This window comes from Georgenia sp. M64 (assembly GCF_038049925.1).
Classification (GTDB): Bacteria; Actinomycetota; Actinomycetes; order Actinomycetales; family Actinomycetaceae; genus Georgenia.
The window spans coordinates 802,632-826,391 of sequence record NZ_CP145809.1; the positions used below are offsets into that span (position 1 = coordinate 802,632).

At 75.3% G+C, this 23,760-nt stretch carries 24 protein-coding genes and 1 tRNA gene; 17 read left to right on the plus strand and 8 right to left on the minus strand.

Annotated features, from left to right (window positions below; all coding sequences use genetic code 11):
- The first annotated feature begins 79 nt into the window (after positions 1 to 79).
- The 7 genes from infA (at position 80) to AAEM63_RS03640 (ending at position 4,122) form a co-directional block, all read left to right on the plus strand.
- Positions 80 to 301, plus strand: coding sequence for a translation initiation factor IF-1 (gene infA, locus AAEM63_RS03610; protein WP_043501486.1), 222 nt, complete (start codon positions 80 to 82; stop codon positions 299 to 301).
- Between the two features lie 71 nt (positions 302 to 372).
- Positions 373 to 486, plus strand: a complete 114-nt coding sequence (gene rpmJ, locus AAEM63_RS03615; RefSeq protein ID WP_015883600.1) for a 50S ribosomal protein L36 — start codon at positions 373 to 375, stop codon at positions 484 to 486.
- 134 nt (positions 487 to 620) lie between these two features.
- A complete protein-coding gene (gene rpsM / locus AAEM63_RS03620) occupies positions 621 to 1,001 on the plus strand; it encodes a 30S ribosomal protein S13 (RefSeq protein ID WP_123917127.1) in 381 nt (126 codons plus the stop codon).
- Positions 1,002 to 1,076: 75 nt separating this feature from the next.
- On the plus strand, positions 1,077 to 1,484 hold the full coding sequence (rpsK, locus tag AAEM63_RS03625) for a 30S ribosomal protein S11 (protein WP_123917129.1): 408 nt from the start codon (positions 1,077 to 1,079) through the stop codon (positions 1,482 to 1,484).
- A gap of 132 nt (positions 1,485 to 1,616) precedes the next feature.
- Positions 1,617 to 2,645 (plus strand): DNA-directed RNA polymerase subunit alpha, encoded by a 1,029-nt coding sequence (locus AAEM63_RS03630; RefSeq protein WP_123917131.1) that lies wholly within the window; start codon positions 1,617 to 1,619, stop codon positions 2,643 to 2,645.
- A 34-nt stretch (positions 2,646 to 2,679) separates the two neighbouring features.
- Positions 2,680 to 3,315, plus strand: coding sequence for a 50S ribosomal protein L17 (gene rplQ / locus AAEM63_RS03635; RefSeq protein WP_341360299.1), 636 nt, complete (start codon positions 2,680 to 2,682; stop codon positions 3,313 to 3,315).
- Positions 3,316 to 3,408: 93 nt separating this feature from the next.
- Positions 3,409 to 4,122, plus strand: a complete 714-nt coding sequence (locus AAEM63_RS03640; protein ID WP_341360300.1) for an alpha/beta hydrolase — start codon at positions 3,409 to 3,411, stop codon at positions 4,120 to 4,122.
- On the opposite strand, the gene AAEM63_RS03645 is transcribed toward AAEM63_RS03640, so the two are convergent.
- The 4 genes from AAEM63_RS03645 to AAEM63_RS03660 form a co-directional block, all read right to left on the minus strand.
- Positions 4,119 to 4,910, minus strand: a complete 792-nt coding sequence (locus AAEM63_RS03645) for an ROK family protein (RefSeq protein ID WP_341360301.1) — start codon at positions 4,908 to 4,910, stop codon at positions 4,119 to 4,121. The two genes, AAEM63_RS03640 and AAEM63_RS03645, sit on opposite strands and share 4 nt — an antisense overlap.
- A complete protein-coding gene (locus AAEM63_RS03650; RefSeq protein WP_341360302.1) occupies positions 4,895 to 6,661 on the minus strand; it encodes a SelB C-terminal domain-containing protein in 1,767 nt (588 codons plus the stop codon). Before AAEM63_RS03650 ends, AAEM63_RS03645 begins: the two co-directional genes overlap by 16 nt.
- Complete coding sequence (gene selA, locus AAEM63_RS03655) at positions 6,661 to 7,956, minus strand: L-seryl-tRNA(Sec) selenium transferase (protein ID WP_341360303.1); 1,296 nt, start codon at positions 7,954 to 7,956, stop codon at positions 6,661 to 6,663. The genes AAEM63_RS03650 and selA overlap by 1 nt, the downstream gene beginning before the upstream one ends.
- Before the next feature lie 21 nt (positions 7,957 to 7,977).
- Positions 7,978 to 8,069, minus strand: a tRNA-Sec gene (locus AAEM63_RS03660).
- A 114-nt stretch (positions 8,070 to 8,183) separates the two neighbouring features.
- Between AAEM63_RS03660 and selD the strand changes: the two genes are divergently transcribed.
- The 4 genes from selD to nrfD are packed head-to-tail and all read left to right on the plus strand — an operon-like array spanning position 8,184 to position 14,535.
- Positions 8,184 to 9,206 carry a selenide, water dikinase SelD gene (gene selD / locus AAEM63_RS03665; RefSeq protein WP_341360304.1) on the plus strand — a complete coding sequence of 341 codons (1,023 nt, stop codon included), beginning with the start codon at positions 8,184 to 8,186 and terminating at the stop codon, positions 9,204 to 9,206.
- A 55-nt stretch (positions 9,207 to 9,261) separates the two neighbouring features.
- Positions 9,262 to 12,567: a formate dehydrogenase gene (gene fdh / locus AAEM63_RS03670; protein WP_341360305.1), complete on the plus strand. Its 3,306-nt coding sequence runs from the start codon at positions 9,262 to 9,264 to the stop codon at positions 12,565 to 12,567.
- A complete protein-coding gene (locus AAEM63_RS03675) occupies positions 12,557 to 13,570 on the plus strand; it encodes a 4Fe-4S dicluster domain-containing protein (protein ID WP_341360306.1) in 1,014 nt (337 codons plus the stop codon). Before fdh ends, AAEM63_RS03675 begins: the two co-directional genes overlap by 11 nt.
- A complete protein-coding gene (gene nrfD / locus AAEM63_RS03680; protein ID WP_341360307.1) occupies positions 13,567 to 14,535 on the plus strand; it encodes an NrfD/PsrC family molybdoenzyme membrane anchor subunit in 969 nt (322 codons plus the stop codon). Before AAEM63_RS03675 ends, nrfD begins: the two co-directional genes overlap by 4 nt.
- Here the strand turns inward: nrfD and fdhD are convergent.
- The gene (gene fdhD, locus AAEM63_RS03685) at positions 14,505 to 15,341 is read right to left on the minus strand and encodes a formate dehydrogenase accessory sulfurtransferase FdhD (protein ID WP_341360308.1); all 837 of its coding nucleotides are present in this window, start codon (positions 15,339 to 15,341) and stop codon (positions 14,505 to 14,507) included. The two genes, nrfD and fdhD, sit on opposite strands and share 31 nt — an antisense overlap.
- A 164-nt stretch (positions 15,342 to 15,505) precedes the next feature.
- Between fdhD and AAEM63_RS03690 the strand changes: the two genes are divergently transcribed.
- Positions 15,506 to 16,438, plus strand: a complete 933-nt coding sequence (locus AAEM63_RS03690; protein ID WP_341361298.1) for a tRNA pseudouridine synthase A — start codon at positions 15,506 to 15,508, stop codon at positions 16,436 to 16,438.
- Positions 16,439 to 16,462: 24 nt separating this feature from the next.
- On the opposite strand, the gene AAEM63_RS03695 is transcribed toward AAEM63_RS03690, so the two are convergent.
- Both AAEM63_RS03695 and AAEM63_RS03700 read right to left on the minus strand, forming a co-directional pair.
- On the minus strand, positions 16,463 to 16,972 hold the full coding sequence (locus tag AAEM63_RS03695; RefSeq protein WP_341360309.1) for a DUF5709 domain-containing protein: 510 nt from the start codon (positions 16,970 to 16,972) through the stop codon (positions 16,463 to 16,465).
- A 44-nt stretch (positions 16,973 to 17,016) separates the two neighbouring features.
- Positions 17,017 to 17,520, minus strand: coding sequence for a DUF5709 domain-containing protein (locus AAEM63_RS03700; protein ID WP_341360310.1), 504 nt, complete (start codon positions 17,518 to 17,520; stop codon positions 17,017 to 17,019).
- 146 nt (positions 17,521 to 17,666) lie between these two features.
- Between AAEM63_RS03700 and AAEM63_RS03705 the strand changes: the two genes are divergently transcribed.
- The 5 genes from AAEM63_RS03705 to AAEM63_RS03725 all read left to right on the plus strand — a co-directional run bounded on the left by AAEM63_RS03705 (position 17,667) and on the right by AAEM63_RS03725 (position 22,760).
- A complete protein-coding gene (locus AAEM63_RS03705) occupies positions 17,667 to 19,346 on the plus strand; it encodes an ATP-binding cassette domain-containing protein (protein WP_341360311.1) in 1,680 nt (559 codons plus the stop codon).
- A gap of 256 nt (positions 19,347 to 19,602) precedes the next feature.
- A complete protein-coding gene (gene rplM / locus AAEM63_RS03710) occupies positions 19,603 to 20,046 on the plus strand; it encodes a 50S ribosomal protein L13 (RefSeq protein WP_341360312.1) in 444 nt (147 codons plus the stop codon).
- 47 nt (positions 20,047 to 20,093) lie between these two features.
- Positions 20,094 to 20,585, plus strand: coding sequence for a 30S ribosomal protein S9 (gene rpsI / locus AAEM63_RS03715; RefSeq protein ID WP_123917161.1), 492 nt, complete (start codon positions 20,094 to 20,096; stop codon positions 20,583 to 20,585).
- Positions 20,586 to 20,747: 162 nt separating this feature from the next.
- Entirely contained in the window at positions 20,748 to 22,094 is a 1,347-nt protein-coding gene (gene glmM, locus AAEM63_RS03720) for a phosphoglucosamine mutase (protein ID WP_341360313.1), read from the plus strand.
- A gap of 6 nt (positions 22,095 to 22,100) precedes the next feature.
- The gene (locus AAEM63_RS03725; RefSeq protein ID WP_341360314.1) at positions 22,101 to 22,760 is read left to right on the plus strand and encodes a VTT domain-containing protein; all 660 of its coding nucleotides are present in this window, start codon (positions 22,101 to 22,103) and stop codon (positions 22,758 to 22,760) included.
- Positions 22,761 to 22,765: 5 nt separating this feature from the next.
- Here the strand turns inward: AAEM63_RS03725 and coaA are convergent, their stop codons facing one another.
- On the minus strand, positions 22,766 to 23,728 hold the full coding sequence (gene coaA, locus AAEM63_RS03730; protein ID WP_341360315.1) for a type I pantothenate kinase: 963 nt from the start codon (positions 23,726 to 23,728) through the stop codon (positions 22,766 to 22,768).
- Between the last annotated feature and the right edge of the window lie 32 nt (positions 23,729 to 23,760).

Consider the following 23,760-nt stretch of genomic DNA (forward strand, 5'->3'; position numbering starts at 1 on the left):
TGGGCGTGGGCTCGCCCTGCACGCGTGCGTGCGGGTCGCCACGGCCACCTTTCGAGCACACCAACGTTAGCGGGAGTTCATGGCGAAGAAGGACGGCGTCATCGAGATCGAGGGCAGTGTCGTCGAGGCACTGCCGAATGCGATGTTCCGGGTGGAGCTGAGCAACGGGCACAAGGTGCTCGCGCACATCTCGGGCAAGATGCGCCAGCACTACATCCGGATCCTCCCCGAGGACCGGGTCGTCGTGGAGCTGAGCCCGTACGACCTCACCCGGGGTCGCATCGTCTACCGCTACAAGTAACCACCACGAGCACATCGCCGCCGTGACGGCCCCTGCGGGGCCCCGGCATGCGCGGCGGCGGAGGAAGAATCATGAAGGTCAAGCCCAGCGTCAAGCCGATCTGCGACAAGTGCAAGGTCATCCGTCGCCACGGCCGCGTCATGGTCATCTGCGAGAACCTGCGTCACAAGCAGCGCCAGGGCTGAGTCCCTGACCGCCGGGGTCCTCCCGGCAACCGCACCACCAGCACCCACGGGTGCCACCCCCGGCTCGGAGGCCGGGGCCCGCAGCAGCGGCGAGGGTGGTGAGGCAGACCTCCGACCCACAACAGGAGTCAAAGTTGGCACGTCTCTCCGGCGTCGACCTCCCCCGCGAGAAGCGGCTCGAGATCGCGCTCACCTACATCTACGGCGTGGGCAGGACCCGCGCCAAGGAGACCCTCGAGGCCACCGGGATCAGCCCTGACCTGCGCGTCAAGGACCTGACCGACACCGACCTCGTCGCTCTCCGTGACCACATCGAGGGCAACTTCAAGGTCGAGGGTGACCTCCGCCGCGAGGTCGCCGCGGACATCCGCCGCAAGGTGGAGATCGGCTGCTACCAGGGCCTGCGCCACCGTCGTGGTCTGCCCGTGCACGGGCAGCGCACCAAGACCAACGCGCGCACCCGCAAGGGCCCCAAGCGCACCGTCGCCGGCAAGAAGAAGGCCGGCAAGAAGTAGCAGCCGTCCGCGTCCGGCGCCCACCGGCGCCCGCGGACCGGTCCGACGACCTCACCCCAGGAGAGAAAGCACCTCATGCCCCCCAAGACCCGTACGGCGACCGCGGCCCGCAAGCCGCGCCGCAAGGAGCGCAAGAACGTCTCCCACGGCCACGCCTACATCAAGAGCACGTTCAACAACACGATCGTCTCCATCACCGACCCGACCGGCGCCGTCATCGCCTGGGCGTCGTCGGGCCAGGTCGGCTTCAAGGGCTCGCGCAAGTCGACGCCCTTCGCCGCCCAGCTCGCCGCCGAGGCCGCGGCCCGCCGCGCGCAGGAGCACGGGATGAAGAAGGTCGACGTCTTCGTCAAGGGACCCGGCTCCGGCCGCGAGACCGCGATCCGCTCCCTCCAGGCCACCGGCCTCGAGGTCGGCTCGATCCAGGACGTCACCCCGCAGGCGCACAACGGCTGCCGCCCGCCCAAGCGCCGCCGCGTCTGACGCGACCCCGCGGGGTGCGCACGCCCCTCGGCGCGCGCACCCCGCCTCTGCACGCAACGGCACGACCGCCGGCCGGACCAGGCCGGTCCTCAGGCGTCATATAGCGGACGCCGATCGAAAGGAAACCCACCAGTGCTCATCGCACAGCGCCCCGCCCTGACCGAAGAGGTCGTCTCCGACTACCGCTCGCGCTTCGTCATCGAGCCGCTCGAGCCGGGCTTCGGCTACACCCTCGGCAACTCCCTGCGCCGCACCCTGCTCTCCTCCATCCCCGGTGCCGCCGTGACGTCGATCCGGATCGACGGCGTCCTGCACGAGTTCTCCACCGTGCCGGGGGTCAAGGAGGACGTCACCGAGATCATCCTCAACATCAAGAACATCGTCGTCTCCTCGGAGAACGACGAGCCCGTGGTGATGTACCTGCGCAAGCAGGGCCCGGGCGTCGTCACCGCCGGTGACATCACCCCGCCGGCCGGCGTCGAGGTCCACAACCCCGACCTGCACGTCGCCACGATCAACGGCAAGGGCAAGCTCGAGATCGAGCTGACCGTCGAGCGCGGGCGCGGCTACGTCTCCGCCGTGCAGAACAAGAGCGCCGACTCCGAGATCGGGCGCATCCCGGTGGACTCGATCTACTCCCCGGTGCTGAAGGTGACCTACAAGGTCGAGGCCACCCGCGTCGAGCAGCGCACGGACTTCGACAAGCTCGTCGTCGACGTCGAGACGAAGAACGCGATCGCCCCGCGCGACGCGCTCGCCTCGGCGGGCAAGACCCTCGTCGAGCTCTTCGGCCTGGCCCGTGAGCTCAACGTCGAGGCCGAGGGCATCGAGATCGGCCCGTCGCCGACGGACGCCGCGCTCGCCCAGGACCTCGCCCTGCCGATCGAGGACCTCGGGCTGCTGTCCCGGTCCTACAACTGCCTCAAGCGTGAGGGCATCCACACCGTGGGTGAGCTCGTGGCCCGCAGCGAGGCCGACCTCCTCGACATCCGCAACTTCGGCGCGAAGTCGATCGGCGAGATCAAGGAGAAGCTCACCGGACTGGGCCTGACCCTCAAGGACAGCCCCGCCGACTTCGACCTGGCCGCCCACGCGGGCGACGAGGACGAGGACGACGACGTCTACGGCGACATCCAGTTCAGCGACGAGCAGCCCAGCTGACCTGCTCACCCGACACCATCACTAGGAGTTAGACATGCCTACCCCCTCCAAGGGTCCCCGTCTGGGTGGCAGCGCGGCGCACGAGCGGCTCATGCTGGCCAACCTGGCCACCGCGCTGTTCGAGCACACGAAGATCACGACCACGGCGCACCGGGCCAAGCGGCTGCAGCCCGTGGCGGAGAAGCTCATCACGCTGGCCAAGCGCGGTGACCTCCACGCCCGCCGCAAGGTCATGACCACCGTGCGCCGCAAGGACATCGTGGCCGAGCTCTTCGAGCAGACCGCCCCGAAGTTCGCCGAGCGCAACGGCGGCTACACCCGCATCACGCAGGTGGCGCCCCGCAAGGGCGACAACGCCCCCATGGCCGTGATCGAGCTCGTCCTCGAGCCCGTCAGCCCCAAGCAGGCCACGGTCCGCGAGGCCGAGAAGGCCACCGCCCGCGCGGCCGCCGCCCCGGCTCCCGAGACCGCCGAGGTCGAGGAGACCACCGCGGCCGCCGTCGAGGCCGAGGCCCCGGGCGAGCAGGGCTCCGCCACCGAGGGCGTCGAGGGCTCGACCACCGTCGAGGCCCAGCAGGCCGACGCCGAGACCGCGGCCGTCCAGTCCACGGACGAGGCCACCGACGCCCAGGCCGGCGCGGCCGAGGGTTCGGTCGACCCGCGCGCCTGACGCACGACGCACCACCGACGAAGGTCCGGTCCCCTCGGGGGCCGGGCCTTCGTGCGTGGCAGGCGCCGCTTTCGTGCGTGGCAGGCTGGGACGATGACGACCGTCCTCCTCGTCCACGGCATCCGCACGTCCGCGACGATGTGGCGGCGTCAGGTGGGCGCCCTCGAGGCGGCCGGGGTGCAGGCGCTGGCCCCCGACCTGCCCGGGCACGGCACCCGCCGGGGGGAGGAGTTCACCGTCGCCGGCGCGATGGCGACCCTCACCGCCGCGGCGCAGGTCCCCGGCCCGCTCGTGGTGGCGGGCCTGTCCCTCGGGGGCTACCTCGCGATCCACTGGGCCGCGACGGGGGCGCGGCCCCCGGACGCGGTCGTCGCGGCGTCGTGCAGCACCGTGCCGCGCGGGCCGGGCCTCACGGGGTACCGGGCCCTGGCCCGTCTCGTGGCCCGGCTGCCGGACCGCGGGGCGGGCCTCGGCGACGCGCTCGCCCGACGGTTCCTGCCGCCGGAGGCCGTGACGGACGTCGGCGCGGGCGGGATGGCCCTGGAGGTCATGGACGCCGCCCTGGCCGGCGTCGCCGGGCTGGACCCGCTCGCCGAGCTCGCCGCGATCACCGCACCGGTGTGGATCGTCAACGGCCGCCTCGACCACTTCCGGCTCCACGAGCGGCGCTACCTGCGCGCGTGCCGCGACGGCCGGCTCGTGCACGTCCCCGGCGCCACGCACCTGGTCGCCCTCACCGACCCGGTGCCGTTCACCCGGGTGCTCCTCGAGGCCGCCGCCGTCGCCGACGCCCGGGCCGTGCGCTAGCCCTCGAGGGGCCGGGGGGCGCCGGCCCGCGGGAGCTGCAGCTCCCACGCGCGCACCCCGCCGACGATGCCGGCGCTGTTGGGCACGACGACGACGTCGTCACCGAGCCGGCCCAGGACGGCGGCGGAGATGCGCCGGGAGTTGCCCCCGCCGACGTAGAGCCGGTCCCACAGGTACATCGGGCGGAGCGCCTCGATGACGTTGCGGACCCGCCGCGACCACATCGCGTCGCCCAGGCGCAGGCGCTCGTGCTCGCCGATGTAGTCGTCGTAGGTCAGGCCCCACTTGACCGGGCCCTGGCTGAGCTCGACGTGCGGGGCCAGCGCGCCGCCGTCGAAGACGGCGTTCCCCAGCCCGGTGCCCAGCGTGAGGATCATCTCCAGACCGGCCCCGGCCACGACCCCCGCGCCGTGGACCTCGGCGTCGTTGAGGACGAGCGCCGGCAGCCCGAGGGCATCCTCCACGGCCGAGCGCATGTCGAAGCCGGACCAGTGGAGGACGAGCTCGGGCAGCACCCGCGTGCGCGGCCCCGCCTTGGTGACGTAGTGCGGCGTCGCCACCACGACACCGTGGCGCAGCATCCCGGGCATCCCCACGGTCACCCGGTCGGCGGCCGGCAGCTGCTCGGCGAGGGAGGAGATGACCGAGACCAGGCGCGAGGGCGGCAGCGGGTACGGCGTGCTCGCCCGGACGGGCTGGGCGTGCATGGTCCCCGCGGCGTCCAGCACGGAGGCCTTGATGCCACCGCCGCCGCAGTCCACCGCCAGGGTGGTCAGAGAGGGCTCCACGAGGTGACCGTACCGGAGCGGACCTCGCGCCGGTCGTCGGGCAGCCGCCGGGTGACGCCGAGCCGGTCCAGGTGCTCGAGCAGGGGGAGCGCGACGCGGCGGGTGGTGCCCAGCGCCGCCCGGGCCTGCGCCGCGGTGAAGGGCTGGGGCAGGGCCGCCAGCCGGCCCGCAGCGGCGGCCGCCGCGTCGGGGAGCAGGACGAGCCCCGGCGCGGGGCGCAGGAGGAGGCCGGCGCGGGCGGCCGCGGCGAGGGCCCGGTCGTCGAGGCCGAGCTCTTTCAGCCGGTCGGCGGTGGGGGCCGCGAACGGCTCGGCCCGCAGGTCCTCCCGGACCCGGCCGACAGCCTCCGCGACGGCGGGGGGCAGGCCCGCGCCGAGGGTGACCCGGCCGGCGCCGAGGACGAGCGGCGGCCCGAGCACGGCGCGGGCCACCTCCGAGGGCAGCCCGAGCCGCTCGGCGAGTGCCGGCAGCGGCACCCCCGGGTCGAGCGGATGGGCGCGGTCGTGCTCGGCGACCACGGACCTGGCCGCCGCGCCCGCCGCGGCCGCCCGGTCGGCCGACAGCAGCCACCCGCCCGCGGTGACGCCCGCCTCGCCGGGCACCCCGATGCGGCGCAGGAGCTCGCGCTCGACCAGGCCGCGACGCCGGACCTCCGCCGCGGCGTCGGGTCGCCCGGTCGCCGCGGCGAGGGCGTCAGCCCGCCGGCCGGCGTCGCCGCGCCGCACGAGGGCGGGCGGGGCCGGGTCGAGGACCACCACGCCCCACAGCTCGCGGCTGCCGGGGTCGCGCAGGACCGCCCGGTCGCCGACCCGCAGCGGCAGGGCGCGGTCGAGGGTGAGCCGGGCGAGGCCGGCGCTGAGGGGGCGGTGGTGGACGGCGAGGTCCGCCGCCCCCACGTGCAGGACGGGACGCTCGGGCGGGCGCTCGCGGGTGCCCGCGGCGGCCGTGAGGCGGACGTCGACGACCGTGGTGAGGTGGAACGCGCCCGGCGTGAGGAGCACCCCGCCGCGGCCCGGGGCCGGGGCCCCGGCGAGGTTGAGCGCCACGCGGGCGGTGCCGGAGACGGACTCGACGGCGCGGCCCAGCGACTGCACCGCACGCACGCGCAGGCTCACGTCCCCACCGGTGGTGAGGGTCTGCCCGACCCGGACCGTGCCGGCCGGCAGGGTGCCGGTGACCACGGTCCCCGCGCCCGCGACCGTGAAGCGACGGTCCACCCACAGCCGCACGTCGGCTCCGGCGTCGGGCACGGGCAGGTCCGCGAGCACCGCGGCGAGCGCTGCCCGCAGCGCACCCAGACCGGCGCCGGTGCGCGAGCTCACGGCCACGGCGGGTGCGCCCGCGAGGCCGGTGCGTGCCAGGGCCGCGAGGGCGCGGTCACGGGCCGGGGCCGGGTCGGCCAGGTCCGCGCGGGTGACCGCCACGACGCCGTGGCGCACGCCGAGGGCGTCGAGGGCGGCGAGGTGCTCGGCCGCCTGGGGCATCCACGGGTCGTCGGCGGCCACCACGAGGAGCACCGCCGGGACGGGACCGACCCCGGCGAGCGTCGTCGTGAGGAACCGCTCGTGGCCGGGCACGTCGACGAACGCGACCTCCCCCGCCCCTGGCAGGGTCGTCCACGCGTGACCGAGCTCGATGGTCAGACCGCGGCGCCGCTCCTCCGCGAGCCGGTCCGGGTCCGTCCCGGTCAGCGCCCGGACGAGCGCGGACTTGCCGTGGTCGACGTGACCCGCGGTGGCGACGACGTGCATCAGCGGCCGCCGGCCGCCGCCCGCACCGCCTCGACGAGGGCGGCGTCGTCCTCCGGCGGGACGGCGAGGAGGTCCAGGAGCAGGACGCCGCGCTCGACGTGCCCGACGACGGGTCGCGTCCCCGCGCGCAGCGGCCCGGCGAGCGCCGCGGGCAGCGTCACCGCCGCGCTGGCCAGCTCCACCCCGGGCGCACCCCCGCCGCCGACGGCCGCGACCGAGCGGGCCGCCGTGGCCGCGACGACGCCGGCGAGGGCCGCGGCCACCGCCCGGGCGCGGGCGAGCAGCGCGTCCGCGTCGCCGGCCAGGGCGAGCGCCACCGGCGGCGGCGGGCCGGTCAGGGTCGCCTCCAGCGCGGCGAGGGTGAGCTTGTCGGCCCGCACCGCCCGGGCGAAGGGGTGCCGGCGCAGGCGGTGGACGAGGTCGGCCCGGCCCAGGAGCAGGCCGCACTGCGGGCCGCCGAGCAGCTTGTCCCCCGACGCCGTGACCAGGGCGGCGCCCGCGCGCAGGGCCGTGGCGGCGTCCGGCTCGGCCGGCAGCCGCGGGTGGGGGGACAGCAGACCCGACCCGATGTCGGCCACCACCGGGACGGGCAGGCCCGCGAGGTCGGCCACGTCGACCGAGGAGGTGAAGCCCGACACGACGAAGTTGGAGGGGTGGACCTTGAGGACGAACGCGGTCCGGTCGTCGACGGCGTCGGCGTAGTCCTGCGTGCGCACCCGGTTGGTGGTGCCCACCTCGCGGAGCTCCGCCCCGACGGACTCGAGCAGCTCGGGGATGCGGAAGCCGTCGCCGATCTCGACCAGCTCCCCGCGGGCCACGACCACGGTGCGCCCGGCCGCCAGGGCGAGGGTGACCAGGGCCAGGGCCGCGGCGCCGTTGTTGACGACGTGCACCCCGCCGGCGTCGGGCACCGCGGCGGCGAGCGCGGCGAGGGCGCCGCGGCCGCGTGGTCCCCGCCGGCCGGTGGCCAGGTCCAGCTCGACGTCGGTGGGCCCGGCCGCGACGGCCAGCGCCCGGACCGCGGCGGCGGACAGCGGCGCCCGGCCGAGGTTGGTGTGGACCAGGACCCCGGTCGCGTTGATGACCGGCCGCAGCGACGTGGCCGCCGCGGGCAGGGCGGCAACGGCGGCGTCGACGACGTCACCCGGGGCCAGGTCGCCGCGCCGGCACCGCTGCAGGGCCGCGGCCACCGCCTCCTTGACGGTGGCGCGGCCGAGCTCCGCCGCGGCGCGGGCCAGGCGCGGGTCGGCGAGCACGGCGTCGGTGCGCGGCACGGCGCGCCGGGGGTCACTCACGCGCGCACCTCCATCGTCCGGCGGAGGCGGACGGGAATCGAACCCGCCTGACCGGGATCCCCGGTCACTACGGTTTTGAGGACCGCGCCCGTCACCAGACGAGGTACGCCTCCGCGGCACACCCTAACGGGGCCCGGCGCCGCCGGCGCCGTGGACACCGGCCCCGGGAGTCCCAGGAGGCCCCGGCGCCGTGGACACCGGGCCCCGGTGTCCCTAGAGTCCGACAGGTGAGCGCCGGAGCCCCGCTGCGTCTGACGCAGCACGCCGCCGGGGGCGGGTGCGCGTGCAAGGTGCCCCCGGGAGAGCTCGAGGCCCTCCTCGGCGGGCTCGTCACCGGTGGGGGCCGCCGCGGCACCGCCGGCCCGGAGGGCGGGCTGACCGAGCTCATGGTGGGACCGGAGCACGGTGACGACGCCGCCGTGGTCCGCATCGAGGGCGGACGGGCGATCATCGCCACCGCCGACTTCTTCACCCCCGTCGTCGACGACCCGTACGACTGGGGCCGTATCGCCGCGACGAACGCGCTCTCGGACGTCTACGCCATGGGCGGGACGCCCCTGGTGGCGGTGAACCTGCTCTCCTGGCCGCGCGGCAGGATCCCCCTCGAGGTCGCCGCCGAGGTCCTGCGGGGCGGCTCCGACGTGTGCGCCGCCGCCGGCACCTTCCTCGGCGGCGGGCACAGCATCGACGACCCCGAGCCCAAGTACGGCCAGGCCGTCACCGGCATGGCCGACGCCGACCACCTCCTGCGCAACGACGCCGGGCTCGCCGGCACGCCGCTGACCCTCACCAAGCCGCTCGGCCTGGGGGTGCTCAACAACCGCCACAAGGCGACGGGGGAGCGGTTCGACGAGGCGGTGTCGGTCATGACCACCCTCAACCGCGACGCCGCCCGCGCCGCGCTGGCCGGGGGCGCCCGGTGCGCGACCGACGTCACCGGGTTCGGCCTGCTCGGTCACCTCCTCAAGCTCGTGCGCGCCAGCGGGGTCTCCGCCGTCGTCGACGCCTCCGCCGTGCCCTACCTCGACGGCGCGCGGCGCTCCCTGGCCGAGGGGTTCGTCCCGGGCGGCTCCCGGCGCAACCTCACCTGGGTGCGTCCGTACCTGACGTCGGGCGTCGACGACGACGAGCTGCTCCTCCTCGCCGACGCGCAGACCTCCGGGGGCCTCCTCGTGGCCGGGGAGGTCCCGGGCCACCCGGTCGTGGGCGAGCTCGTGGCGGCGGGCGAGCACGCCATCACGGTGCGCTGAGAGGGCGCGCGGCGGCGAGCGCTTCGCTACGGTGAGGGCAGGAGGAGGCGGGCCGATGGAGACCAGCAAGGTGTTCCTGTCCTGGCCGGTGCTGCGCCAGCTGACCGGCACCGACCCGCTCGGCCGCGGCCCGGCCGTCCGGTCCGCCCGGACGGAGCGCCTCACCGCCCGCACCGAGACCGCCGACCGCGTCGCCCGCAGCGTGTGCCCCTACTGCGCGGTGGGGTGCGGGCAGCGGGTCTACGTCAAGGACGACAAGGTCGTGCAGATCGAGGGCGACCCCGACAGCCCCATCTCCCGCGGCCGGCTGTGCCCCAAGGGCTCGGCCAGCAAGAACCTCGTCACCTCGCCGCTGCGGCTGACCAAGGTCCGCTACCGCCGTCCCTACGGCACGCAGTGGGAGGACCTCGACCTCGACGTCGCGATGGGCATGATCGCCGACCGGGTGGTCGACGCGCGACGCCGGACGTGGCAGGACCGCGACGAGGAGGGCCGGTACGTCCGCCGGACCCTCGGGATCGCGAGCCTGGGCGGGGCGACCCTGGACAACGAGGAGAACTACCTCATCAAGAAGCTGTTCACCGCGCTCGGCGCCCTGCAGATCGAGAACCAGGCCCGTATTTGACACTCCGCGACGGTCCCCGGTCTGGGGACCAGCTTCGGTCGCGGCGGCGCCACCGGCTTCCAGCAGGACCTGGTCAACGCGGACTGCATCGTCATCCAGGGCTCGAACATGGCCGAGGCCCACCCGGTGGGCTTCCAGTGGGTCGTCGAGGCGAAGGCCCGCGGCGCGCGCGTCATCCACATCGACCCCCGGTTCACGCGCACGAGCGCGCTCGCCGACACCTACGTGCCCATCCGGGTGGGCTCGGACATCGTCTTCCTCGGCGCCGTCGTCAACCACGTGCTGAGCAACGGGCTGGACTTCCGCGAGTACGTCCTGGCCTACACCAACGCCGCGACGATCGTCTCCGAGGACTACCTCGACACCGAGGACCTCGACGGGCTGTTCTCCGGGTTCGACCCGGAGACCCGCACCTACGACTCCGCGAGCTGGCAGTACGCCGGCAGCGAGGGGGCCGGCGAGGAGGAGGGCGAGGAGGCCCGTGACCGGGCCACCGCCCGTGCCATGGAGCACGAGACCCACGGGATGCAGGTCCCCGCCGAGGTCCGGCGAGACGAGACCCTCCAGCACCCGCGCACCGTCTACCAGATCCTGCGGCGGCACTTCGCCCGGTACACCTCCGAGGTCGTCGAGGAGGTCTGCGGCATCTCCCGCGAGCAGTTCCTCGACGTCGCGAACGCGTGGGCGGCGAGCTCGGGCCGCGAGCGCACCACCGCGCTGGTCTACAGCGTCGGGTGGACCCAGCACAGCGTGGGCGCGCAGTACATCCGCACCGGCGCCATCCTCCAGCTGCTGCTGGGGAACATGGGCCGGCCCGGCGGCGGCATCCTCGCGCTGCGCGGGCACGCCTCCATCCAGGGCTCGACCGACATCCCCACCCTGTTCAACCTCCTCCCGGGATACCTGCCGATGCCGCGCGCGCAGGACCACCCCGACCTGGAGTCCTGGGTGGGCGGGATGCGGCCCGCCACCGCCAAGGGCTTCTGGAGCATGTCCCGCGCCTACTCGATCAGTCTCCTCAAGGCGTACTGGGGCGCGGCCGCCACCGCGGAGAACGACTTCGCCTACGACTACCTGCCGCGCCTGACGGGCGACCACGGGACCTACCGCACCGTCCTGGACATGATCGACGGCAAGGTCAAGGGCTACTTCCTGCTCGGGCAGAACCCCGCCGTCGGCTCCGCGCACGGCAAGGCCCAGCGCCTGGGCATGGCCAACCTCGACTGGCTCGTGGTGCGTGACCTCTACGAGATCGAGAGCGCGACGTTCTGGCGCGACTCCCCGGAGGTCGAGACGGGGGAGATCGTCCCCGAGCAGTGCCGCACCGAGGTCTTCCTCATGCCCGCCGCCTCCCACGTGGAGAAGGAGGGCACCTTCACCCAGACCCAGCGCCTGCTGCAGTGGCGGGAGAAGGCGGTCGACCCGGAGGGGGACCGGCGCTCCGAGCTGTGGTTCTTCTACCACCTCGGCCGACTCGTCCGCGAGCGGCTGGCGGGCTCCACCGCGGACCGCGACCGACCCGTGCTCGACCTGGCCTGGGACTACCCCACCGACGGCGATGAGCCGTCCGCCGAGGCGGTGCTCCGGGAGATGAACGGGTACGAGGTCGCCACCGGCCGGCCCCTGTCGACGTTCACCGAGCTGCGCGACGACGGCACGACCGTGGGCGGGTGCTGGATCTACACCGGCGTCCTCGCCGACGGCGTCAACCAGGCCGCCCGCCGTCGGCCCGGCTCCGAGCAGTCCTGGGTGGCGCCGGAGTGGGGCTGGGCCTGGCCCGCGAACCGCCGGATCCTGTACAACCGCGCCTCCGCCGACCCGCAGGGCCGGCCGTGGAGCGAGCGCAAGGCGTACGTGTGGTGGGACGACGACGCCGGGAGGTGGACCGGGCACGACGTGCCCGACTTCGAGGCGACCAAGCCCCCCGGCTACCGCCCGCCGCCGGGCGCCACCGGTGTCGAGGCCATCGCCGGGGACGACGCGTTCATCATGCAGGGCGACGGCAAGGGCGCCCTCTTCGTCCCGTCCGGACTCGTCGACGGCCCCCTGCCCACGCACTACGAGCCGGTGGAGTCCGTCGTCCGCAACGCGCTGTACGGCCAGCAGTCCAACCCCACGCGGGTGCAGTACCGGCGCCCGGACAACCCGATGAACCCGCCGGACGACGACGTCTTCCCGTACGTGTTCACCACGAGCCGGCTCACCGAGCACCACACCGCCGGGGGGATGAGCCGGTTCCTGGAGTACCTCTCCGAGCTCCAGCCCGAGATGTTCGTCGAGGTCTCGCCCCAGCTGGCCGCCGAGCGGGGCCTGACGCACCTGGGGTGGTGCCACGTGGTCACCGCCCGAGCCGCCGTGGAGGGCAGGGTGCTCGTCACCGAGCGGCTGCGCCCGCTGCGCATCGAGGGCAGGACCGTGCACCAGGTCTGGCTGCCCTACCACTGGGGCAGCGGGGGCCTGGTGACGGGGGACGCCGCGAACGACCTCTTCGGCATCACCCTGGACCCCAACGTGCTCATCCAGGAGACCAAGGCCGGCACGTGCGACGTCCGGGCAGGCCGGCGCCCCCGCGGGCGCGCCCTCCTCGAGCTCGTGGACGACTACCGCCGACGCGCCCGCACCGACGTCGACCGGCCGATCGTCACCGCGTCGCCGGCCGCGGTGACGCGGTCCCACGAGGTGGGCGGGACCGGCGCGCCGCACGACGACACCGACGGAGGCGACGATGGCCGGTAGACACTCCCTGTTCGGGCCCATCGACCCGGCGGCCGACGCCGGCTGGGTGGACCCGCCGCCGCGCAAGGGCTTCTTCACCGACACCAGCGTGTGCATCGGCTGCAAGGCCTGCGAGGTCGCCTGCAAGGAGTGGAACCTCCTGCCCGACGACGGTTTCGAGCTGCTCGGCTCCTCCTACGACAACACCGGGGCCCTCGGGGCCACCACCTGGCGGCACGTCGCGTTCGTCGAGCAGGGCGGACGGGCGAGCGTGGACCTCGGGATGCCCGGCCTCGGGCCGCCCGCCCCGGCCGCGAGCGAGCCGCCCGCCCCGGCCGCGGGTGACCTGCCCACCCCGGCCGCGGGTGACCTGCCCACCCCGGGACCGGACGGGAGCGACCTGCGTCATGCGCACGCGACCACGCCGGCCGGGGAACGCCCGGACTTCCGCTGGCTCATGTCCTCCGACGTGTGCAAGCACTGCACCCACGCGGCGTGCCTGGACGTGTGCCCGACCGGCTCGCTCTTCCGCACCGAGTTCGGCACCGTCGTCGTCCAGCCCGACGTGTGCAACGGCTGCGGCTACTGCGTGCCGGCCTGCCCGTACGGCGTCATCGAACGGCGCCGCGGACCGGCCGGGGACCCCCTGGCCGGCATCGCCCAGAAGTGCACCCTCTGCTACGACCGGCTGCGCTCGGGCGCCCAGCCCGCCTGCGCCAAGGCCTGCCCCACCGACTCCATCCAGTTCGGCGACGTCGAGGAGCTGCGCGAGCGCGCCGCGGCCCGCCTCGACGTGCTGCGGGCCGCCGGGCAGGACGAGGCCCGGCTCTACGGCGCCGACCCCGGCGACGGCGTCGGCGGCACGGGGGCCTTCTTCCTCCTCCTGGACGAGCCCGAGGTCTACGGCCTGCCCCCGGACCCGGTGGTGACCACCAAGGACCTGCCCCACATGTTCAACCGGGCCTCCGCCGCGGCTCTCGCCCTCCTCGCCGGGGCGGCGCTGTCCTTCCTGGGGCGCCGGTGAGCCCGCGCGGGGGCGGCGAGCCCGCCGTGGTCCCCGACGCCGAGTTCACCTCCTACTACGGGCGGCCGGTGGTCAAGCCGGCGCCCTGGGAGGCGGACATCCCCGCCTACATGTTCGCCGGCGGCCTCGCGGCCGGTTCCTCCCTCCTCGCCGCCGGGGCGGACCTCACCGGCCGGCCCGCGCTGCGCCGCAGCGGCCGGGTGACCGCCCTGGCCGCGCTCGGCTTCAGCGCGGCGGCCCTCGTGCACGACCTCGGCCGCCCGTCCCGGTTCCTCAACATGATGCGCACGGTCAAGCTCACCTCACCGATGTCCGTGGGCACGTGGATCCTCGCCCTGTACGGCCCGCCTGCCGGGCTGGCCGCCGTGGCCGAGCTCGCAGCCCTGGCGGGCGTGCCCCGGTGGGTCGGCCGGCCCCTGGGAGCGGTCGGCCGCCCGGCCGGGCTCGCCGCCGGCCTGCTGGCCCCGCCGGTCGCCGCGTACACGGCCGTCCTGCTCTCGGACACCGCCACACCGTCCTGGCACGAGGCCTACCGTGAGCTCCCGTTCGTCTTCGTCTCCTCCGCCGCGGCCGCCGCGGGCGGGGCCGCCCTGCTCGCCGTCCCCGCGGCCCAGGCGGGACCGGCCCGGCGGCTGGCGGCCGCCGGGGCCCTGGCCGAGCTGCTCGCCGAGGCCCGGATGGAGCGCTCCATGGGGATGACCGCCGAGCCGCTCCACGCCGGCCGTGCCGGTCGGCTCATGCGGGCCGCCAGGCTGCTCACGGGGGCCGGCGCCGCCCTGACCCTCCTCGCCGGCCGGCGCCGGCCCGTCGCGGCGCTCGCGGGCGCGGCGCTCCTGGCCGGGTCGGCGTGCACCCGCTTCGGCATCGTCGAGGCGGGGCTCGCCTCGGCCCGCGACCCGCGCTACACCGTCGTCCCGCAGCGGCGGCGCCTGGCTCAGGCCGCGACCCGGTCGCCGCGGGCGTAGACGTTGGCACTGTCCCCGCGGCTGAACGCCACGAGGGTCAGCCCGGCCTCCACCGCGAGCTCGACGGCCAGCGTGGACGGCGCGCTCACGGCGGCCAGGAGCGGCACGCCCGCCATGCACGCCTTCTGCACCAGCTCGAAGGAGGCGCGGCCGGAGACCTGCAGCAGGTGCCCGGCGAGGGGCAGCCGGCCCTCGCGCAGGGCCCAGCCGAGGACCTTGTCGACGGCGTTGTGGCGGCCCACGTCCTCGCGCAGGCAGACCAGCCGGGCGACGCCGTCGGACCCCAGGACGAAGAGGCCCGCCGCGTGGACGCCGCCGGTGCGGTCGAAGACCCGCTGCCCCTCGCGCAGCCGGTCGGGCAGGGCGAGCAGCTCGGTGAGGCCGACCCGCAGGCCGTCGGCCGCGACGTCGAACCGCGACGTGCGCGAGACCGCCTCGATCGAGGAGGTGCCGCAGATCCCGCACGAGCTCGAGGTGTACACGTGCCGCTCGAGGGAGGGGTCGGGCGGCGTGACCCCGGCGGCCAGGGTCACGTCGACGACGTTGAAGCTCGCCCGGCCGTCGGCGTCCACACCGGGCCCGTAGGCGATCGAGGCGAGATCGTCCCGGCACCCGACCACCCCCTCGGAGACGAGGAAGCCCGCGACCAGGTCGAAGTCCGCACCGGGGGTCCGCATCGTCACCGCGTACGGCGCGCCGCCCACCCGGATCTCCAGCGGCTCCTCGCCGGCGACCGTGTCGGCGCGGCGCCGCCGCGAGCCGTCCGCGCCCAGCCGCTCGACGGGGTGCAGCCTCGTCACCCGCACGCTGCTCCCTCCGACGGTCCTGCGTGGAGGCTAGCGGGCCGCGCGCGGGTCGGTAACCTCGGGCCGTGGACGACGCAGGGGAGCCGGGCCCGGAGCCCGCCGGGCGGGCCGCCGGGCAGCGGGGCGCAGCGGAGCCGGCCGTCGGGGACCGGGGCGCCGTCCGCGTGCGTCTCGACCTCGCCTACGACGGCACGGCCTTCGCCGGCTGGGCCACCCAGCCGGGCCTGCGGACCGTCCAGGGCGTGCTCGAGGAGGCCCTCACGACCGTCCTGCGCCTGGACCGCCCGGCGCGGCTCACCGTCGCCGGCCGCACCGACGCCGGGGTGCACGCCCGCGGGCAGGTGGCCCACGTCGACGTCCCGCCGGCGGCCTGGCACGCACTGCCCGGCCGCGGTGACCGTCCGCCGGGCGAGGCTCTCGTGGCCCGCCTCGCGGGCGTCCTCGGGCGCGGCGGGACGCCGCGCGGCGCCGCCGACGTCGTCGTGCGCCGCGCGAGCCTGGCCCCGGCCGGGTTCGACGCCCGCTTCGGTGCGCTCTGGCGGCGCTACGCCTACCGCATCGCCGACGGGGTGGCGGGCCGGGACCCGCTGCACCGGGCGGAGGTGCTCTGGCACCCCCGCCCGCTCGACGCCGTGGCGATGGACGACGCCGCCGGCCGGCTGGTCGGCGAGCACGACTTCGCGGCGTACTGCCGGCCCCGGGAAGGAGCGACGACCATCCGCACCCTCCAGGCGTTCGGGTTCCACCGGGTCGGCGGAAGCGACGGTCCCCGCGAGCGCCCGGGCACCGGTGAGCCCCGCGGCACCCCCGGTGGGCCGAACGAGGACGGCGGGCTCGTCGTCGCGACCGTACGTGCCGACGCGTTCTGCCACTCGATGGTGCGCGCCCTCGTCGGGGCGTGCCTGGCGGTGGGGGAGGGACGGCGCGACGCGGGCTGGCCGGCCGAGGTCCTCGCGGCCGGCCGCCGCGACCCCGGCGTCACCGTCGCCGCCGCGCACGGCCTCACGCTGGAGGAGGTCGCCTACCCGCCCGACGCCGCGCTGGCGGCCCGGGTGGCGCAGGCGCGGAACGTGCGCAGCCTGACGCCGCCCGGCTGAGGGCCGATCAGCGCTCCCGGCGGCTCACGGCCGGTCGGGGTCGATCGTCCCGCCCTCGTCGACGGCGCCCTGGTCCTCCAGGTGCATGGCGGCCTCCTCGGGCATGAAGCGGGCGCCGTCGACACCGACGTCCTCGGCGAGGACGTCCTGGGTCTCACCGGGCAGGTCCTCGGGGCCGTCGTCGTCGGGCTCGGCGACGAGGCGTCCCACGGAGGTGTCGGTGGCACCGTCGGGAGCCGTCTCACCGCTCAGCCCCGGTCCCGCGAGCGGGGAGGCGTCGGCCCCGGGCTGGTCCTCCCAGACCTCGGGCTCCTCGCGGGCGAGGCGGTCGTCGAGGTCCTCGCCCTCGCGCTGGCCGGACTCGGTGAGGTCCAGGCCCGCGAGCGGGTCGTCGTCGGGGGCGGTGAGCCCCTCGTCGAGGACGTCGCCCGAGGGGCTGTCGAGGAGCATGTCCTCCTCGCCGGGCTGCCAGGACTCGTCGGAGAGGAACTGGTCGTCACCGGGGCTGCCGGTGGGAAGGCTGGGTGTGCTCATGCCGCCAGCGTGCCACCGGCCCGGCGGGGTGCGCACGCCGAGGCTCAGCGGCGCTCGTCCCAGACCGGTCCCCACGGGTCCGGCTCGTCGGTCAGGCCGCCGTCGCCGTCCCGGACGAGGTGCATGGCCGCCTCCTCGGCGGTGAGGTCGGCGGCGCCGGCGTCCTCGGCGAGGACGTCCTGCCACTCGCCCGGCTCGTCGGTGTCGTCGTCGTCGTCCGGCAGGGCGACCAGGCGCCCTACCGGGCGGTCGGCCTCGTCGTCGGCGAGGTCGGGGTCGTCCTCCTCCTCGACGGCCGGGTCCTCCTCGCCGTCCTCGGCCCACCGGTCGGGCTCCTCGCGGGCGAGCCGGTCGCGCAGGGCCTCGCCCTCGACCTGCCCGCGGGGACTGAGGTCGAGCCCGGCGAGCGGGTCGTCCACGGGGGCGGTGAGGCCCTCGTCGAGGACGTCCTCGCTGTCGGTCTGCAGCAGGCCGTCCTCCTTGTCGGGCTGCCAGGACTCGTCGTCGAGGAACTGGTCCCGCCCGGGGGTGCCCAGTGGGATGCTCATGCCTCCAGCGTGCCACCGGTCGCGGCGGAGCACAGCAACCTTTGGTCACGTGCCCGGGGTTCTTGCCGCCCGGCGCGCGCCGGCGGACGCCGGCGACGCCGGATATGACGTGGACCGCGGCCGGGCCCAGGAGGGATGCTTCGGCCGTGGCCCACCTCGACCTCGCCGGCATCGGCTACGACCTGCCCGACGGGCGCGGGCTCCTCGCCGACGTCTCCCTGCGGGTCGGCGCAGGTGAGCGGGTGGCCCTCGTGGGCCCCAACGGCGCCGGCAAGACGACGCTCGTGCGCATCGCCACCGGCGCCACGGCGGCGCACCGCGGCACCGTCGCCCGGTCCGGCTCGCTGGCGGTCATGGGCCAGCTCGTCGGCATCACCGACGACGGACGCACGGTGCGGGACCTGCTGGCCGAGCACGCGCCGCCGCGGCTGCGCGACGCCGCCCGGGCCCTGGCGGACGCCGAGCTGGCGATGATGACGGTCGACGACGAGCCCGCGCAGCTCGCCTACGCCCAGGCGCTCGTGGACTGGGCCGACGCGGGCGGCTACGCCGCGGAGGCCGAGTGGGACGAGATCACCGCCGAGGTCCTCGCGCAGCCGTTCGACCGGGCCCAGTGGCGCGCCGTGAGCACCCTCTCCGGCGGGGAGGCGAAGCGGCTCGTGCTCACCGCGCTGCTGCGCGGGCCCGCCGAGCTGCTGGTCCTCGACGAGCCGGACAACTCCCTCGACGTGCCCACCAAGCGGTGGCTGGAGGAGCAGCTGCGGGCCACGGCCAAGGGGGTGCTCTTCGTCAGCCACGACCGCGAGCTCCTCGCCCGCACCGCCACCCACGTCGCCGCGCTGGAGCCGGGACCGGCGGGGGCCGCGCTCTGGGTCCACGGCGGCTCCTTCGCGACCTTCCCCGCCGCCCGCGCCGAGCGCATGAGCCGGCTGGAGGAGCTGCGCCGACGCTGGGACGAGGAGCACGCCAAGCTCCGCGAGCTGGTGGTGATGTACAGGCAGAAGGCCGCCTACAACGCGGACATGGCCTCCCGGCTCCAGGCCGCCCGGACCCGGCTCGCCCGGTTCGAGGAGGCCGGTCCGCCCGAGGTGGTCGCGGGCGAGCAGCGCGTGACCATGCGGCTGCGGGGCGGACGCACCGGGAAGCGCGCCGTGGTGTGCGAGGGCCTGGCCCTGGCCGGGCTCACCGAGCCGTTCGACCTCGAGGTCTGGTACGGCGAACGGCTGGCGGTCCTGGGGGCCAACGGGACGGGCAAGTCCCACCTGCTGCGCCTGCTCGCCGCAGGCGGCACGGACCCCGGCCCGGAGCACGGTCCCGCCGACGGACGGGTGGTCGAGCCGGTCCCGTACACCGGCGTGGCCCGGCTGGGTGCGCGGGTGCGGCCGGGGTGGTTCGCCCAGGGCCACGTGCGCGCCGACCTGCGGGGGCGGACCCTCCTCGAGGTGCTCGGCCGCGGCGAGGGTGACCGCGGGGGCATGGCGCGCGAGCAAGCCGCCCGCGTCCTGGACCGGTACGAGCTCGCCCGCGCGGCCGAGCAGCGGGTCGAGACGCTCTCGGGCGGCCAGGGCGCCCGGTTCCAGATCCTGCTCCTCGAGCTCTCCGGAGCCACCCTCCTGCTGCTGGACGAACCGACCGACAACCTCGACCTGCACTCGGCCGAGGCGCTCGAGGCCGGGCTCGCGGCGTTCGAGGGAACCGTGGTCGCGGTGACCCACGACCGGTGGTTCACCCGCGGCTTCGACCGCTTCCTCCACGTCGGCGCCGACGGGGCGGTGCGGGAGACCCCGACGCCGGTGTGGGACGACGACGGCGTGCGGGTGCGCTGAGCCCGGCGCCCGGCGCCCGGCGCCCGGAACCCGCGACGTGTCGCGTCTCACCGTGGCCACGTGCCCCGGTGGTTTTGACCCTCCCGGGCGCGGGGCGGTAGTCTGGGACGTCGTTGTGCATCCCCATGCGCTCTCCGGTGTCTCCCACTCGCCGGCAGCGGCGCGGATGCGCGCAGCGAGCACCATGTCCATGGGTCGCGGCCACGCCATAGCCGCACCCGATCGAGAGAACGCTGAAGAAACGAAGGCTACGCCCGTGCGCACGTACACACCGAAGCCCGGCGACGTCACGAAGAACTGGTACGTCATCGACGCTACCGACGTCGTCCTCGGCCGTCTGGCGACCCAGGTCGCCGCTCTGCTCCGTGGGAAGCACAAGCCGACCTTCGCCCCGCACGTGGACAACGGCGACTTCGTCATCGTCATCAACGCTGACAAGGTCGCCCTGACCGGGAGCAAGCGCGAGAAGAAGCTTGCCTACCGCCACTCCGGCTACCCGGGCGGGCTGAGGGCCACCACCTACGCCGAGCTGCTCGAGAAGCGGCCCGACCGCGCCGTGGAGAAGGCCGTCCGCGGCATGCTCCCGAAGAACAGCCTGGGCCGGGCCCAGATCGGCAAGCTGAAGGTCTACGCCGGTGCGGAGCACCCGCACGCCGCGCAGCAGCCGCAGACCTTCCAGATCACCCAGGTCGCCCAGTAAGCGCGTGAGCGCTCGCGGCACCGCAGAGACAAGGACCGAGGAGAACTGTGGCTGAGACCACCGCCGAGTACGAGCTGGAGGACGAGAACGTCCCCGCCAGCTACACCACCGAGAGCGAGGCCGGTCAGGCCGGGCAGGGCCAGTCCCTGACCGCGCCGGGCCAGGCGCTCGGGCGCCGCAAGGAGGCCGTCGCCCGCGTGCGCCTCATCCCGGGCACCGGGGAGTGGAAGATCAACGGGCGCTCGCTCGAGGACTACTTCCCCAACAAGCTGCACCAGCAGCTCGTCCGCTCGCCGTTCACGCTGCTGGACATCGAGGGCCGGTTCGACGTCGTGGCCCGCATCCACGGCGGCGGGATCTCCGGCCAGGCCGGCGCCCTGCGCATGGGCATCGCCCGCGCGCTGAACGAGATCGACCGCGACTCCAACCGCGCGTCGCTGAAGAAGGCCGGTTTCCTCACGCGCGACGACCGCACGGTCGAGCGCAAGAAGGCCGGTCTGAAGAAGGCCCGCAAGGCCCCGCAGTACTCCAAGCGCTGATCCCAGCGCCCGGCCCGCGGCCCCCCACCGGCGACGGTGCGGGGCCGCGGCGCGTCCGGGCGGCCCCCGCCCGTGGCACCATGGTCCGCGGTACCGGCGCACGCCCGGCCCGCGGCGCGGCGCCCGGGCGTGCGCGCCAGCGAACGCTCACGGAGGTAGCACATGGCACGGCTCTTCGGCACCGACGGCGTACGGGGGCTCGCCAACCGCGACGTCACCGCGGAGCTCGCGCTGGGCCTCGGCGCCGCCGCCGCGCAGGTCCTGACCGCCTCGGGCGACTTCACCGAGCGCCGTCCCCGGGCGGTCATCGGCCGGGACACCCGCATCTCCGGGGAGTTCCTCTCCTCCGCGCTCGGCGCCGGGCTGGCCAGCGCCGGGGTGGACGTCACCGACGTCGGCGTGCTGCCTACCCCCGGGGTGGCGCACCTCACCGCCAGCACCGACGTCGACCTCGGCGTCGTCGTCTCGGCGTCCCACAACGCGATGCCCGACAACGGCATCAAGTTCTTCGCCCGCGGCGGGTACAAGCTCGACGACGTCGTCGAGGACGCCATCGAGGCCAGGCTCGGCCAGGCCTGGGACCGGCCCACCGGCGACGGCGTCGGCTCGATCTCCACCGAGACCGCGCTGGCGGACCGCAGCTACATCGACCACCTCGTCGCCGCCGCCGCGCCGTTGAAGGGCCTGCGGATCGCCGTGGACTGCGCCAACGGCGCCGCCAGCGACGTCGCGCCGCTGGCGCTGCGGGAGGCCGGCGCCGACGTCGTCGTCGTCAACGCCTCCCCGGACGGGCGCAACATCAACCGCAACTGCGGCTCGACCCACCCCGAGCAGCTCCAGGCCGTCACCGTCGCGGCCCAGGCGGCGTTCGGCGTGGCCTACGACGGCGACGCCGACCGGTGCCTGGCGGTGGACCACACCGGGGCGCTCATCGACGGCGACCAGATCATGGGCCTCCTCGCGACCGCGATGAAGGAGGACGGCACCCTCGCCCGGGACACCCTCGTGGTCACCGTCATGAGCAACCTCGGCCTCATCCTCGCCATGCGCGAGGCCGGGATCGAGACCGTCCAGACCGGGGTGGGGGACCGGTACGTCCTGGAGGCCATGCGCGCCGGCGGCTTCACCCTGGGCGGGGAGCAGTCCGGGCACATCATCAACTCCCACCACGCCACCACCGGCGACGGCATCCTCACCTCCCTCCTCCTCGCCTCCCGGGTGGTCTCCTCCGGCCGGAGCCTGGCCGACCTCGCGGCCGTCGTCACCCGGCTCCCGCAGCGCCTGGTCAACGTCAAGGACGTCGACAAGGCGCGCGCAGCGACCGACGAGGGCGTCGCGGAGGCGGTCCGGGCCGCCGAGGCCAGCCTCGGCGAGACCGGCCGGGTGCTCCTGCGCCCCTCGGGGACCGAGCCGCTCGTGCGGGTCATGGTCGAGGCGGCCACCGAGGACCAGGCCGAGGTGGTCGCCTACGGCCTCGCCGACGTCGTCGCCGAGCGTCTGGCCCTGTAGGCCGACGTGCTCGAGACGGCGAGGGCGGTCGAGGACCTCGTCCTGTCGCTCGCCGGCTCGCCGTGGCTCCTCCTCGTCGTCGTCGTCCTGGTCACCGTCGACGGGTTCTTCCCGCCGGTGCCGAGCGAGTCCGTGGTCATCGCCGTCGCCGCACTGACGGCCGCCGAGGGGGGCCCGCCGCTGGCGCCGCTCGTGCTCGCGGCAGCGGTCGGCGCGTTCTGCGGCGACCTCGTGGCCTACACCATCGGCCGGCTGGTGCCGGTCGAACGGCTGCGCGTGATGCAGGGCCGGCGGGCCCGGCGCGCCTTCGACCGGGCCCGGTACATCCTCGCCACCCGAGGGACCGTGCTCATCCTCTCGGCCCGGTTCGTCCCGATCGGGCGGGTCGCGGTGAACATGAGCGCCGGTGCGGTGGACTTCCCCCGCCGCCGGTTCGTCCTCATCGCCGCGATCGCCGCGCTCGTGTGGGCCGGGTACACCACCGCCCTGGGGGTCGGGGCCGGGGTGTTCCTGCAGGACCACCCCCTCGCGGCGGTCGCCGTCGGCGTCGTCGGCGGGGTGGTCCTGGGCCTCGTGGTGGATCGGCTCCTCACCTGGGTCCACGCCCGGCTCCTGCCCGGTCTGCCGACGACGGGGGAGATGCTCGAGGGTGAGGGGCCGGACTGAGCGGCTCAGAGCTTGCGCAGGCGCATCCGGTGCATCCGGTGGTCCGCGGTCTTGGTGAGCACCAGGGTCGCCCGGCCGCGGGTGGGGAGGATGTTCTCGGCGAGGTTCGGGGCGTTGATCGTCTCCCAGATCTCCTCGGCGCGGGCGGTGGCCGCGGCGTCGTCGAGGTCGGCGTAGACCCGGAAGTAGGAGTCCGGCTGGGAGAACGCCGTCCGCCGGAGCTTGAGGAAGCGCTCGACGTACCACCGCCGCACGTCGGCGGAGCGGGCGTCGACGTAGATGGAGAAGTCGAAGAAGTCGCTCACCGCCAGGGACGACGTGCCGTTCGCGGTCGCCCGGGCGGGCTGGAGCACGTTGAGGCCCTCGACGACGAGCACGTCGGGGGAGTGCACCACCTGGCTGCGCCCGGGGACGATGTCGTAGGTCACGTGGTCGTACAGGGGTGCGGAGACCTCCGGCGCGCCACCCTTGACGTCGGCGACGAAGCGCAGCAGCGCGCGCCGGTCGTAGGACTCGGGGAAACCCTTGCGCTCGAGCAGGCCCCGCCGGCGCAGCTCGGCGTTGGGGTAGAGGAACCCGTCGGTGGTGACGAGCTCGACCCGGGGCGTCTGGGGCCAGCGGCGCAGCAGCTCGCGCAGCAGACGGGCCGTGGAGGACTTGCCCACCGCCACCGAGCCGGCCACCCCGATGACGTAGGGGGTGCGGGTGGACCGCTCACCGAGGAACGTCGAGGTCGCCTGGTGCAGGGCCCGGGTGGCGGCGGCGTAGAGCTGCAGCAGCCCCGACAGCGGCCGGTAGACGGCGTCGACCTCGGCCAGGTCCAGGGGGTCGCCCAGCCCGCGGAGGTTGACCACGTCCTGCGCGGTCAGCGGCAGCGGGGTCGAGGCCGCCAGGCGGCTCCACGCGGCCCGGTCGAACTCCACGAACGGGGAGGCGGGCTCCTTGGGCGCCGGTCGCGAGAGGGACACGGCCCCAGTGTGTCCTACCGGCGCGCGGCGCG

Excerpts from the sequence above, each read along its gene's own strand:
- infA (WP_043501486.1), top strand. The coding sequence starts at position 80 with ATGGCGAAGAAGGACGGCGTCATCGAGATCGAGGGCAGTGTCGTCGAG.
- rpmJ (WP_015883600.1), top strand. The coding sequence starts at position 373 with ATGAAGGTCAAGCCCAGCGTCAAGCCGATCTGCGACAAGTGCAAGGTC.
- rpsK (WP_123917129.1), top strand. The coding sequence starts at position 1,077 with ATGCCCCCCAAGACCCGTACGGCGACCGCGGCCCGCAAGCCGCGCCGC.
- rplQ (WP_341360299.1), top strand. The coding sequence starts at position 2,680 with ATGCCTACCCCCTCCAAGGGTCCCCGTCTGGGTGGCAGCGCGGCGCAC.
- AAEM63_RS03640 (WP_341360300.1), top strand. The coding sequence starts at position 3,409 with ATGACGACCGTCCTCCTCGTCCACGGCATCCGCACGTCCGCGACGATG.
- AAEM63_RS03650 (WP_341360302.1), bottom strand. The coding sequence starts at position 6,661 with ATGCACGTCGTCGCCACCGCGGGTCACGTCGACCACGGCAAGTCCGCG.
- AAEM63_RS03675 (WP_341360306.1), top strand. The coding sequence starts at position 12,557 with ATGGCCGGTAGACACTCCCTGTTCGGGCCCATCGACCCGGCGGCCGAC.
- AAEM63_RS03695 (WP_341360309.1), bottom strand. The coding sequence starts at position 16,972 with ATGAGCACACCCAGCCTTCCCACCGGCAGCCCCGGTGACGACCAGTTC.
- AAEM63_RS03700 (WP_341360310.1), bottom strand. The coding sequence starts at position 17,520 with ATGAGCATCCCACTGGGCACCCCCGGGCGGGACCAGTTCCTCGACGAC.
- glmM (WP_341360313.1), top strand. The coding sequence starts at position 20,748 with ATGGCACGGCTCTTCGGCACCGACGGCGTACGGGGGCTCGCCAACCGC.